Source organism: Parabacteroides sp. CAG:2 (genome assembly GCF_000436315.1).
In the GTDB taxonomy this organism is placed as follows: Bacteria; Bacteroidota; Bacteroidia; order Bacteroidales; family Tannerellaceae; genus Parabacteroides; species Parabacteroides distasonis.
The window spans coordinates 17102-30318 of record NZ_FR885302.1 but is presented as its reverse complement, the minus strand read 5'-3'; the positions used below and the strand labels follow the sequence as shown (position 1 = coordinate 30318).

The following is a 13217-nucleotide window of genomic DNA, read 5'->3' as shown; positions in this document are numbered from 1 at the left end:
CCCTATATATTAATTGTCATATGCGTACACCTACACTTCAATATCTTTACTTGCAAAAGCCGGTAACCATGATGGTAGTAATCTGTATTATATCTGTGTTACCTTGGATTGGCCTCGGCGACTTTTCCACCAAAGGGGAACCTCGGGAAGCGGCCGTAGCGATCTCCATGCTTGAGACAGGTAATTGGGTCTTGCCACAATCTTACGCGAACGAGTTCGCTTTTAAGCCACCGATGGCGCATTGGTTAATGGCTGCTTTCTCCTATCCACAGGGATATGTTTCCGAGTTCACCTCCCGCTTGCCATCGGCTTTAGCCTTTATTACCTTGATCGGGTTCGTATTGGTCTTTTTCGGTAAACGAATCGTAAAGTTTCAGGAGGCATTCATAGCGACCCTCCTATTGGTCACCTGCGTAGAGATACATCGGGCGGCCATGACGACCCGGGTGGATATGTTGCTCACTACTTTCATCGTCATAGGGCTTTTCCAGCTATATCGATGGGAAGATAAATTAGAGCTGAAAGGACTTCCCATATTCATACCTTTATTATTAGGATGCGCCGTTCTGACCAAAGGACCGGTAGGCGTAGTATTGCCCCTATTCGTATTCGGCATTTATCTATTAATGTTAGGTCAATACAGTTATCTCACCATATTCAAGACTTTATTATATGCGGGAATTTCCTCTTTATTCCTACCGATGTTGTGGTATACCGCTGCATGGAAGCAAGGTGGAGATGAGTTCCTTAATGTCGTATTAGCGGAGAATTTCGCTCGTTTCTTACACCTAAACACTCCTGAAATTTCCTATGATCTGGGGCATGAGAATGGTGTTTGGTACAATTTCATGACGTTGGCGGCAGGCTTTATACCTTGGACTATTTTCTTTTTCTTCTCTTTATTCGGGCTGAAACTTAGCAAGCCTGAGCAACCTATTAAAGAGATCTTAAAGAATACGTGGAAACGTATCCGCTCCATGGAAAAAGTTCGTTTATTTAGTTTGGTTGCTTTAGTCGGCATCCTTTTCTTCTATTCGATCCCTTCCAGTAAACGAAGCGTATATTTAATGCCGGCTTATCCGTTCATTGCCTTGTTCTTGGCTCAGTATGCCTTATATATTACAGAATACCGTACGAAAGTAACTCGGGTATTCGCTGCCTTTTTAGCTTCCGTAGTAAGTGTCGTCATGATAGCGATCTTGCTTACGGTATTCAGTATTATTGATCCTGTTGGTATCGTCGGTCAATATACACAAAACGCATCGACCTTGGACATGGTACAAATGGTATCAAAAGTATTAGTTCACCCCAGTACGCTTACGATCTGTATTATCTTCATAAATCTATTGATATTAGGAACGGTCTATTACCAGATGTTCAAGAAAATAAATATCAAGATCCTCTACGCTACGATAGCCTTGACATTCTCGGTTAATTTATTAATTGACGGTGTCATTATGAGAGGTATTCGTGAAGGGGATTCTTGCCGTGTTTTCGCTGAACGTATCCTGAAAGAATATCCATTGAATAAAAAGAATGTATATGTCGTAAATAACCTTCGGATTTATCGGAATCTGTACGGGTTAAACTTCTATATGGGAAATATCTTCCATGACTTCGATAAAGAAACACCCGCCAAAGGTTATTTCCTGATCGGAGAAAATGAGATGGAAAAGGTACTTTCCACATACGGGGATAAATATACCTTCCGTACACTGACTAAGTCAGATCAAACGTTCAGCGAGCTAAAACAAAAAATCGTGCTTAGCGAGTTCGAGTTGAAATAGAAATGTAATATCTAATAGTATACCATGAATAGTTCCTATATTTCCCCTTTCGCCAAGCCGGTCTACATCATGTTGAAACCGGTTGGTTCTGTTTGTAATTTGGCATGCGAGTATTGTTATTACCTTGAGAAAAGTAAGTTCTATCCAGACGTGAAGAATCACATCATGACGGATCAGATACTCGAGAAGTTCATCAAGGAATACATGGAATGCCAAACCATGCAAGAAGTCTTGTTTACATGGCATGGAGGCGAGACGCTGATGCGACCTATCAGCTTCTATAAAAAAGCCTTGGAGTTGCAGCGTAAATATGCGGGAGGACGGCAAATAGACAACTGTATCCAAACCAATGGTACCCTATTGAATGATGAGTGGTGCCAATTTTTCAAGGAAAATAATTTCTTGGTGGGTGTATCTATCGATGGCCCGCAAGAGTTCCACGACGAATACCGTAGGAACCGGCAGGGACTCCCCTCTTTCTATAAGGTGATGAAGGGAATCGAGTTGCTGAAAAAACATGGGGTAGAATATAACGCCATGGCCGTCGTGAATGATTATAACGTGGATTATCCGCTGGAATTCTATAATTTCTTCAAGGAACTGGATTGCCGTTTCATCCAATTCGCCCCGATCGTGGAGCGTATCGGCCGGCACAAGGAAGGTACCAAGCTATCTTCTCCCGAGGAACAAGACGCTGCGATCGAGCTAGCTCCGTTCTCGGTAGATAGCGAGAAATGGGGGGATTTCCTTTGCGCCTTGTTCGACGAGTGGCTGAAAGAGGATGTCGGCAAGTTCTACATCCAATTATTCGATTCCACCTTGGCGAACTGGGTAGGCGAGCAACCCGGGGTCTGTTCCTTGGCCCGCCATTGCGGTCACGCCGGGGTAATGGAGTTCAATGGCGACGTATATGCTTGCGACCATTTCGTATTCCCGGAATACAAACTCGGGAATATCCAAACAAAGACATTAACGGAGATGATGTACAGTCCGGTACAACAAAAGTTTGGAACGGATAAAGAAGATAAGCTCCCTACGCAATGCAAGGAATGCGAATATCTTTTCGCTTGCCATGGGGAATGCCCGAAAAACCGGTTCCTCCATACGCCGAATGGAGAGCCGGGACTAAATTATCTATGTAAGGGATACAAGAAATTCTTCAAGCACGTAGCTCCTTACATGGATTTTATGAAAAAAGAGTTATTGAATCAACGTCCACCCGCAAACGTGATGGATTGGGCTAAACAACAACAACATGAATATTAACAGACGTGATTTCATTAAAACAGGAAGTATGGTTATGCTTGGAACATTAGCGGCTCCTTCCCTACTAGGAAGTTGCACCGGTAGTGAGAGTGATAAAGCAGCCGGTATTTCATTCGCCATGAATTATTTCAAGGTGAGTGAGGGGGATTTGAGGAAAGTATTGGCGGCAGCCTTGGAGAAAGGCGGGGATTATGCCGATTTGTTTTTTGAGCATTCATACAGGAACAACGTAGGGTTGCAGGATGGTGCCGTAAACCGTGCCTCATCTAACATCGATTTTGGGATGGGCGTACGTGTTTTGTCCGGCGACCAAACGGGATATGCCTACGTGGAGAACGTCAGCTTGGACGAGATGCTAAAGGCGGCTCGTACGGCCGCGCGTATCGCCACCGGATCAGCGAATACCGCTCCTATCAACTTAACGGAAGAAAAGCATACGAACAATTTCTATAGCGTACAAACACCTTGGGACGAGATAGCCATTAATGACAAGATGCCTTTCTTGCAGAAACTGAACGATCAGATCTTCGCCAAGGACAAGCGGGTCACCAAGGTGATGGCCTCTTTGGGAGACACGACCTCTCATATCTTATTCTGTAACTCGGAAGGGCAGATTTATTACGATTATCGCCCGATGAGTGCTTTGAGTGCCGTCTGTATTATGGAGGATAACGGGAAGATCGAGAACTCGTACGCCGCACGGGCTTTCCGCATGGGAGCGGAATTCCTAACGGACGACCTGATCGACGAGCTTGCCCAAGAGGCGGTGGATAAGACCTCTATCTTATTTCAGGCGATCAAGCCTAAAGGCGGGGAAATGCCCGTTGTCATGGGTGCCGGTGGCTCTGGCATCTTATTGCACGAGGCGATCGGCCATGCTTTCGAGGCAGATTTCAACCGTAAGAACACCTCTATTTTCTCTGATCAACTGAACAAGAAAGTTTGCAACGAGCATATCAACGTGGTGGACGACGGCACGATTCCTTTCAACCGGGGCTCAGTCAATATCGATGACGAGGGTGTGGACGGACAAAAAACCTATATCGTACGGGAGGGAGTCTTGACCAGTTATCTGCACGATCGTATCAGCGCGAAACATTACGGCATCCCCTCTACGGGCAATGGCCGCCGGGAGTCTTTCCGTCAGATGCCTATCCCCCGTATGCGTGCCACTTATATGGAAGCGGGCAACGTGACGGAAGAGGAGATCATCTCTACCGTAAAGAAAGGTATCTATGCCGCCAACTTCACGAACGGGCAGGTACAGATCGGCGCGGGCGATTTTACCTTCTTCGTGAAGGATGGTTACTTGATCGAGAACGGCAAGCTTACCCAACCTATCAAGGATATCAATATCATCGGTAACGGCCCGAAAGCGTTGGCGGATATCACGATGGTGGGTAATAATTATAAAATGGATAACGGCACATGGACCTGCGGTAAGGATGGACAGTCTTGCCCGGTAACCTGCGGTATGCCGTCGGCCTTAGTCAGCAAACTTACAGTAGGAGGAGAAAACTAATATGATAACAAACGAAAATAAGAAATTGGCTCAATGGGCCATGGAATATGCCTTGAAGAATGGTTGCCAATCTTCACGTGTCACGCTTTACAATGGTTCCAGCAGTTCGTTTGAGATACGGGATATGAAAATAGACCGTCTGCAACAGGCATCCGAGAACAGCATGGTGGTTCATTTGTTCGTGGACGGCCGTTACGGCTCCTACTCTACCAATCGCTTGGATAAGAAAGAGCTGGAGAAGTTCATCAAGGATGGTATCGCCGCCACTCGTTTCCTCGCCGAGGACAAGGCTCGCACGCTGCCGGACGCTTCCTTGTATTATAAAGGTGGGGCGGCGGACTTGCGATTGGTCGACCCGAATTTCGACTCCGTGCAACCGGACGACAAGGTAGCGTTGGCCATGAGCGTCTGTGAGGAAATCATGGGCAAGGACGACCGGATCATCTCCGCCAACGCTTCCTACAGCGACGAGAAGGACTTTAAGTACATGGTAGCCAGCAACGGTTTCGAAGGCGAGGCTTCCGGTTCCTCTTATGGTTTGGTGGGGAGTGTCAGCATCCGTGGGGAGGGCGACGCCCGTCCCGAGTCCTATTGGTACGACTCTTCCTTGTATTATGACGAGCTGGTGAAGACCGGTATCGGTACGAAAGCGCTGGAACGGGTGCTTCGAAAACTGGGACAGCGGAAAGTGGCGTCCGGTAAATATACCATGATCGTGGATAACATGAACTCCAGTCGTCTGCTTTCTCCAGTAATCGGAGCCATTTACGGTTCCTCCATCCAGCAAAAGAACTCTTTCTTGTTGGATAAGATCGACCAAAAGGTAGCGAGCGACAAGATGACCTTGATAGATGAGCCTCATTTGGTAAAGGCTTCCGGCGCACGTTATTTCGATAGCGAGGGTGTTGCCACGAAACGTCTTCCGGTATTCGAGCAGGGTATATTGAAAACGTATTATATCGATACGTATTCCGCCAACAAGATGGGCATGGAACAAACGATCGGCTCTCCCTCGATTCTTACCATGCGGAATGGTGATAAGGATCTGGACGGATTGATCGCCTCTATCGACAAAGGTATATTGGTGACCGGCTTCAACGGTGGAAACTGCAATAGCACGACCGGCGATTTCTCGTATGGTGTGGAAGGTTTCTTGATCGAGAGAGGCAAGCTATCCCAACCGATCTCCGAGATGAACGCCACGGGTAATATGCTCTCCCTATGGAGTAACCTAGCGGAAGTCGGAAACGACCCCCGCCTATCCTCCAGCTGGCGAATCCCTTCCTTGCTTTTCAATGGGGTTGATTTTAGCGGATTATAAATACGAGAAACAACATACGGAAGAACAAGAATAAAAGAAGCCGGAACCGCTAAACACAGTTCCGGCTTCTTTGTTTTTCCTTACACCAAATTATAGATCGCTATAAAATGGCAAACCGTTCCCCCGAGAACGAATAAATGCCATGCGGAATGCATATATTTATATTTATCCAGAAAGAAGAAAATCGTTCCTAAGGAATAGAACAAGCCTCCTCCGATCAGCCAATATAAGACATACATCGAATCCGTACGCTGGAAAACATCGATCAAAGGTTTGAAAGCGATAATCACCACCCAACTCATCAGCAGATAACAAACCGTTTTCAGATTATCCTTTTTCTTCATCCGACGGAAACTAAACCATACGCCGATAACCGCGGCCAGCCAAACCGTAATAAATAATCCCCAGCCCCAGAAACCCTCGTCGCGGAGAGCCACCAAGGTAAATGGCGTATAAGTACCCGCGATATGCAAATAAATAGCGCTATGATCCCAACGGCGCAACTGGCATTTTCGCTTGGGATCGGAAGCGGCGTGGTAAAAGGTAGATGTCACATACGAGGAAGTCATGCACAACGCATAAACGGCGAAACTACCGATCACCCACGGATCACCTGTACGAATCCCGGCGATCATCAAGACGATAATCGCCGTTAAGCCGAACAACATGCCCGCGCCATGCGTAAGCACATTCGCTACTTCCTCACCATGAGTCTGTCTTTGTTTTCTCATCCATCCGATCGCTACGACTACAAGGCGCTAGCCTTGAAACCGGCCTCCGATACGGCTGAAAGAATGGTCTCCGCCGGAAGATCGGTTGTTATAGTCAATGTTTTATCCGGGGATTTCAAGTCGATCGACCATGCGTCCTCTTTTACTAATTTATTCAACTTAGCGCCGATAGCCGCCACGCATCCGCCACATTTAGCGTTTGTCTTAAATTTTAATGTTGCCATATCTCTACTTATTATTTAAAGTTTACTCCATTTCAACCGTAAGCTATTTAATACCACCGACACGGAACTGAAAGCCATCGCGGCGCTCGCCAACATCGGGTTCAGTAACAGTCCGTTCACCGGGAATAAGACACCCGCCGCCAATGGGATTCCGATCAAGTTATAGATAAATGCCCAGAATAAATTCTGGTGGATCGAGCGAACCGTACGTTTCGACAAGCGGATCGCATCCGGCAATAACATCAAATCCGAAGTAATCAACGTGACCATCGCCACATCCATGGCGATATCCGTTCCCTTACCCATCGCAATGCTCACATCCGCACGGGCTAAAGCTTGCGAGTCGTTGATACCATCCCCAACCATAGCCACTTTCCTTCCGGCGGCTTGCAAGGAACGGATATACTCCTCCTTATCGCTCGGCAAGACATCCGCCTTATAATGACGGATATCCAGCATGGCCGCAACAGTCTCGGCAGTCCGTTTCCCATCGCCGGTCAATAAATGAACCTCGATACCCATTTCTTTCAAGGCCTCTACCGCCTCTCCCGACGTAGGTTTCAACCGATCCGAAATAGCCATGACCGCAAGCAATTCCGATTCCCAACCATAATAAACGATACTCTTGCCATCCTCTTCCCACCGGATGATTTCCCGCCCAGCCTCGGGCGGAACCATCGCCTTGAAGGTTTCCAAAAAGCCTTTGCTTCCTACCCAATACGTCACGCCATGTACCTGCATTTGGATACCACGCCCCGTTACGCTCTCGAAACTATCAGCGTCGATCTCCGCAGCCTCCGTTCCTTTCAACCATGAGAGGATAGCGGACGCCAAAGGATGCTCAGACTTCATCTCGGCGGTATAAAGGATATCCAGCATATCCCGGCTCGCCTCCGATATCCAGAAAGAGTCTGTCACCTCGGGCACGCCCTCGGTCAAGGTCCCGGTCTTATCCAGCACGACGGTATCCACCTTACAAAGGTTTTCCAAGGCAAAAGCGTCTTTGATCAATATATGATGCTCGGCGCCTTTACCCATCCCGACCATCAAGGCAGTTGGCGTAGCAAGTCCCAACGCGCAAGGGCAAGCGATCACCAATACCGATACCGCCGATAAGAGAGCGTACGAGAAGTACCCGCTTCCTCCTACTACCAGCCAGACGATAAAAGTAAGTATCGCCAATCCGACAACGATCGGTACAAATATACCACTTATTTTATCAACGATACGCTGCACGGGCGCCTTACTTCCTTGGGCGGCTTGTACCATCTGTACGATTTGCGATAATACGGTAGCGCTCCCCACCCCGGTCGCCTCCATCAAGAAAGCGCCCTTTTGGTTGATCGTCCCGGCCAAGACCCGGTCGCCTTGTGATTTCACGACAGGGATCGGCTCGCCACTCAACATGCTCTCATCCACGGAAGAGGAACCTTGAGACACCGTGCCGTCCACCGGGATCTTCTCACCGGGACGGACACTGACAAGATCTCCCACCCGCAAGAACGAGATAGAGACCTCTTCCTCCTGACCATCTCGCACACGACGGGCGGTTTTAGGCTGCAATCCCATCAAGCTCTTGATAGCGGAAGAAGTGCTGTTCTTCGCCCGCTCCTCCAGAAGTTTACCCAACAGAACGAACGCTATGATCACGCCGGATGCCTCATAATAAACATGCGGCTCCAATCCTTTCTCATACCAGAACCGCGGATATACGGTATTGAAGAAACTGAACAGGAAAGCGATCGAGGTACTCAACGCCACCAATGTATCCATATTGGCGCTACCGTGCAACGCATGGCGCACGCCGTTCACGTAGAACGACCGCCCGAACACGATCATAATCACCAAGGCCAGCGCCATCATGATCCAGTTACCGCCGGGCGTATGCATAAACACCATTCCCAGCAGGGCCAGCGGAATGGAAAGTACCCACGCCCCGATCGTATTCCGGCGTAGCTTCCGGTAATGCTCTCGTGCCATCTCTTCCTGTACCGCCGTCGGATCCTCTACCTCCACGACCAAATCGTATCCGGCCTCCTGCACGGCCTCTCTCATTTTCTGAGGAGTAATCAAGGATGGATGGTATTTGACGGAAAGCGTATTCGCCGCGAAATTCACCGATGCCTCCTCCACGCCGGGAAGTCCCTTCACCGTATTCTCTACGTTATTGGCACATACGGCACAACTCATCTCGAGAACCGGTAGTATAATTGTCTCCAAATCTTTCATAGATCGTATCACCTGTTTAGTTATATATAAATGAATAACAAAGATACGATAAATATGATTGCAACCAGATTGCAAACTTTACGAAACAGTATTTACGTACGTTAAGAAACCTAGGAACTTAATAGATTTATTTGAGAAATATGACTATTATTTAACAGGGAAATACCCGACATTTGTAACGATTTTCAAACCAATTACTAAAACTTAATAACAATATGATTCTAGACTCACTTGAGAACTCTAAGCGGATCGAATGTATCCATCCGCTGTTTAAGCAGGCTTTTGACTATGTTAAGTCTACTGATTTTTCAAAAATGGAAGATGGTAAATACGATATAGCGGACGCTGGTTTCACGGTTAGCATCGCCAGCCTCTTCGGAAAGGAGAAGTCGGAAGCGGCCATCGAGACCCACAAGAAATTTATCGATATCCAATTCCCCTTATTGGGCGTAGAGAAAATCGGATGGAAACCGGGAGATCAATTACTAGAGGAGTCCGTTCCATACAACGAGGAGCAAGATATCGCCTTTTATATCGACAAACCTACCGCCTATACGAAAATCTATCCCGGACAATTCGCCATTTATTTCCCGGAAGACGGGCACGCCCCGGGTATCGGCCAAGGGAATATCCGGAAGGTGGTTATCAAGATCCCGGTCCAATAGTATCGAATACCCTATTTGTTCCGCAAGAATAACCAGCTGAATACTTATATATTCTATATCGGATCTACTTCTATTCTACAAACCACGGCGTGGTCTTTGTAAACCACGCCATGATCTGTAAAGACCACGCCGTGGTTTATAGGATTCACGACGAGAATCAAGGAATAGATACAGATACGATTATCTTTATTCATAAGAAGATTTCCCTATTCAACCGTATATTCGCATATATGCGTTTGTAATACTTTATTCACCTCAAATCCACTTAAATCTCGTAAATTCTTGTTACCTTTGATGCCCGGTACAAAATAAAAGTAATACAAAGGAAGATGATTTCAGAAGAATTGAAGAACGACCTAAAGATAAAATGGGATCGGATGAGAGATGGTATGGCAAAAATGGGTATGGATGCCTGTTTGCTTACCGTAGATGTAAATCTTTATTATACGACAGGACAAATCTATAGTGGTTATTTTTATTTGCCGGTAGACGGTGAGCCGTGGTTCTTGATCAAGCGACCGAACGGGCTTTCAGGACATCAAGTGGAATACATCCGTAAGCCGGAAGACATCCCACCCTTATTTGCGGAACGAGGAATTAAGATGCCGAAAAGACTCTTATTAGAGGCAGATGAGTTAACTTATAATGAATATATCCGTTTACAAAAGGTATTCCAACCGGAGGAGGCCGGTAACGCCACCGCTTTCATGCGAAACCTTCGCCGGGTAAAAACCCCTTGGGAGATCGGGCAATTCCGTATCGCCGCCCGCAAGCACGAGGCTACTTATAGCGAGATCCCGGAATGCTTCCGTCCCGGTATGACAGACTTGGAGTTTCAGTACGAGATCGAGAAACGTATGCGCAAGAACGGCTCGATCGGTCTTTTCCGTGCTTTCGGAGCCAATATGGATATCTATATGGGTAGTATTCTCGCCGGGGAAAACGCCGAGACCCCATCCCCTTTTGATTTCGCTTTGGGCGGAGGCGGCATAGACGCTTCTTGTCCGCTAGGCGCTAACGGTACTTTATTAAAAGAAGGTACCGCTATCATGGTGGATATGGCCGGCAATTATACGGCTTATATGACGGACATGACCCGTGTCTTCTCCGTAGGCCGCCTGACGGAGGAAGCATATCGGGCGCATCAAGTGGCCCTTACGATACAACAGGAGGTGGAAAACGCTACCCGCCCGGGAACCGCTTGTTCGGATTTATATAATATAGCGGCGAATATCGCTAAGAAAGAAGGTCTTTCGGCTAACTTTATGGGAACCGAGCAACAGGCTAAATTCGTAGGACATGGCATCGGTATACAGATCAATGAGCTACCTGTGCTTACCCCTCGCTCGAAAGAGGAGCTTTTACCGAATATGGTATTCGCCTTGGAGCCCAAATTCGTGATCCCGGGTGTCGGTGCCGTGGGTATCGAGAACAGTTTCCTTGTAACGGAGACGGGCGTGGAGAAGTTGACACGGTTCAACGAGGAGATCATCCCACTTGGAAATTAAGATTTAATAGAAGAATTTGTTATACATTATTAAATTAAAGCACATGAAAAAAACATTAGCTTTTCTACTTTTGCTGGCTATTATCATTATGCCGGCCAATGCCGTGGAAAAGGAGAACGTGAAGCCTGTCAAGAACGTGATTCTCTTAATCCCGGACGGAACCTCATTGGCGACTATCTCTATCGCCCGTTGGTTACAATGGTACCAAGATCCCAGCAAACCGAAATTGAACATCGACCCGTATTTGTGCGGAACGGTGCGTACGCATTCTTCTAACGCCCCTATCGGCGACTCCGCTCCTACTACATCATGCTACATGACCGGACAGCCGAGCCGTACGGGTTATGTATCCACTTACCCGGAGAACGACGGTGATAACGATATCTACCCGACCGACCCGGCCCGTGCCTTCCAACCGCTTACCACCGTATTGGAGGCTGGAAAGATGTTGCAGGGCAAAGCCACGGGATTGGTTTTCACTTGCGAATTCCCGCACGCTACCCCGGCGGACTGCTCCGCTCATAGCTACAATCGTGGTAAATACGACTGGATCGCTCCGCAGATGGTTCATAATGATATCGATGTCGTTATCGGTGGTGGAGTTTCTATCCTTACAAAGGATATGGAAGATTATCTATTGGCGAACGGATACAATGTTTATAAAAATGACTTGAAAGGTATGCGTGCCGATAATAATCAGAAGATGTGGGCTTTATATGGCAACAAGGAAATGGCTTACGATATCGACCGCAATCCGGAAGAGCAACCTTCTATCGAGGAAATGACTCGTAAGGCGATCGACAAATTATCCAAGAACCCGAATGGTTTCTTCTTAATGGTAGAAGGCAGTAAGGTAGACTGGGCCGCTCATGGCAATGACCCGGTAGGTATGGCTACCGATTTCTTGGCATTCGATCGTGCCTGCGGTGCCGCATTGGAGTTCGCACGCAATAACGGCGAGACTGCCGTTGTCATCGTACCCGACCACGGAAACAGCGGTATCAGCTTAGGTAGAAGAGATTGTAAAGGTTACGATAAATTGACGAAAGACCAATTGTTCCACCAATTCTCCCTGTATAAATTGACCGCCGAGGGTTTCGCCAACAAGGTAAACAGCGTTCCTAACTCAGAAGTGCAAAACGTATTCCGCACCTACGCCGGCTTCGAGCTGACTCCGGAAGAGATGAACGCGTTAAACAATTGCAAGGATTATAAGAATAGCCCGATACCGGAAGACCAACGCAAACCGGAAGATAATTCCTCCATGTACAGTGGCTCGTTAACCGGATTGATGGCGCATATCATCACTTCCCGCACTTGCTTCGGTTTCACGACCGGCGGCCATACGGGCGAGGAAGTATTCCTAGCCGCTTACCATCCGCAAGGAACCTTACCCCTAGGTATGAATACGAACATCGAGCTGAATGAGTACTTATGCAATTTGTTCGGATTGACACACGAAAACTTGGAAGATCTTACAAACAAGAACTTCGCACGCCACACGGACGTATTCGAGGATTACACTTGCGAGATCGTCCCTGCCGCCGACGAGAAAGGTTCTCCAACCTTGATCGTTAAGAACAAGAAAGATAAGAAAAAACAGCTAACGATCACCCCGTTCTCCAACATCGTGAAGTCCGGGAAGAAAGGCCAAGATGAGATACGGTTAAACTCTGTCGTCGTTTATGTCGATAAAAATAACACATTCTATCTTCCGGCAAGTCTAGTTGATTTCTTAAAATAAAATATAAAGCGGAGGCCCTTCGGTCTCCGCTTTTTTTATACATTCGCGTACATAAGACAGAATATACACAACCTATGAAAAGTAAAAGTTATTGTTCAATTATTAGCTAATGCACTGCCTTTCCTCGAGGTCAAAGCACTAACATTTTATTAATAATCAAGCAATTAACCACACATATCATATTATCCTACTAATTAAATAATCCAAACACGTACATATA

11 protein-coding genes are annotated in these 13217 nt (G+C 47.1%); 7 read left to right on the top strand and 4 right to left on the bottom strand.

Annotated elements, in window-relative coordinates; translation table 11 throughout:
- Positions 1 to 20 precede the first annotated feature (20 nt).
- The 4 genes from QVP94_RS10865 to QVP94_RS10850 are packed head-to-tail and all read left to right on the top strand — an operon-like array spanning position 21 to position 5896.
- The gene (locus tag QVP94_RS10865) at positions 21 to 1787 is read left to right on the top strand and encodes an ArnT family glycosyltransferase (protein WP_005862695.1); all 1767 of its coding nucleotides are present in this window, start codon (positions 21 to 23) and stop codon (positions 1785 to 1787) included.
- 24 nt (positions 1788 to 1811) lie between these two features.
- Positions 1812 to 3053 (top strand): anaerobic sulfatase-maturation protein, encoded by a 1242-nt coding sequence (locus QVP94_RS10860; protein ID WP_005862697.1) that lies wholly within the window; start codon positions 1812 to 1814, stop codon positions 3051 to 3053.
- Positions 3043 to 4575: a TldD/PmbA family protein gene (locus QVP94_RS10855; protein WP_008772291.1), complete on the top strand. Its 1533-nt coding sequence runs from the start codon at positions 3043 to 3045 to the stop codon at positions 4573 to 4575. Before QVP94_RS10860 ends, QVP94_RS10855 begins: the two co-directional genes overlap by 11 nt.
- A 1-nt stretch (position 4576) precedes the next feature.
- Entirely contained in the window at positions 4577 to 5896 is a 1320-nt protein-coding gene (locus QVP94_RS10850) for a TldD/PmbA family protein (protein ID WP_005862700.1), read from the top strand.
- 80 nt (positions 5897 to 5976) lie between these two features.
- Here the strand turns inward: QVP94_RS10850 and trhA are convergent, their stop codons facing one another.
- Genes trhA through QVP94_RS10835 form a run of 3 tightly spaced genes read right to left on the bottom strand, consistent with a single transcriptional unit; the run spans position 5977 to position 9080 of the window.
- Positions 5977 to 6627 carry a PAQR family membrane homeostasis protein TrhA gene (gene trhA, locus QVP94_RS10845; RefSeq protein WP_009275107.1) on the bottom strand — a complete coding sequence of 217 codons (651 nt, stop codon included), beginning with the start codon at positions 6625 to 6627 and terminating at the stop codon, positions 5977 to 5979.
- Between the two features lie 17 nt (positions 6628 to 6644).
- Complete coding sequence (locus tag QVP94_RS10840; RefSeq protein WP_005857310.1) at positions 6645 to 6851, bottom strand: heavy-metal-associated domain-containing protein; 207 nt, start codon at positions 6849 to 6851, stop codon at positions 6645 to 6647.
- A 15-nt stretch (positions 6852 to 6866) separates the two neighbouring features.
- On the bottom strand, positions 6867 to 9080 hold the full coding sequence (locus tag QVP94_RS10835; protein ID WP_005857312.1) for a heavy metal translocating P-type ATPase: 2214 nt from the start codon (positions 9078 to 9080) through the stop codon (positions 6867 to 6869).
- Between the two features lie 215 nt (positions 9081 to 9295).
- Here QVP94_RS10835 and QVP94_RS10830 point away from each other — a divergent pair, with 215 nt between their 5' ends.
- Positions 9296 to 9745, top strand: coding sequence for a NanQ anomerase/TabA/YiaL family protein (locus QVP94_RS10830; RefSeq protein WP_005857314.1), 450 nt, complete (start codon positions 9296 to 9298; stop codon positions 9743 to 9745).
- Positions 9746 to 9798: 53 nt separating this feature from the next.
- On the opposite strand, the gene QVP94_RS10825 is transcribed toward QVP94_RS10830, so the two are convergent.
- The gene (locus QVP94_RS10825; protein WP_005857316.1) at positions 9799 to 9939 is read right to left on the bottom strand and encodes a hypothetical protein; all 141 of its coding nucleotides are present in this window, start codon (positions 9937 to 9939) and stop codon (positions 9799 to 9801) included.
- Positions 9940 to 10074: 135 nt separating this feature from the next.
- Here QVP94_RS10825 and QVP94_RS10820 point away from each other — a divergent pair, with 135 nt between their 5' ends.
- Positions 10075 to 11253 carry a M24 family metallopeptidase gene (locus QVP94_RS10820; RefSeq protein ID WP_009017302.1) on the top strand — a complete coding sequence of 393 codons (1179 nt, stop codon included), beginning with the start codon at positions 10075 to 10077 and terminating at the stop codon, positions 11251 to 11253.
- Between the two features lie 43 nt (positions 11254 to 11296).
- Positions 11297 to 12997, top strand: coding sequence for an alkaline phosphatase (locus tag QVP94_RS10815; protein ID WP_022192594.1), 1701 nt, complete (start codon positions 11297 to 11299; stop codon positions 12995 to 12997).
- The last annotated feature ends 220 nt before the right edge of the window (positions 12998 to 13217 follow it).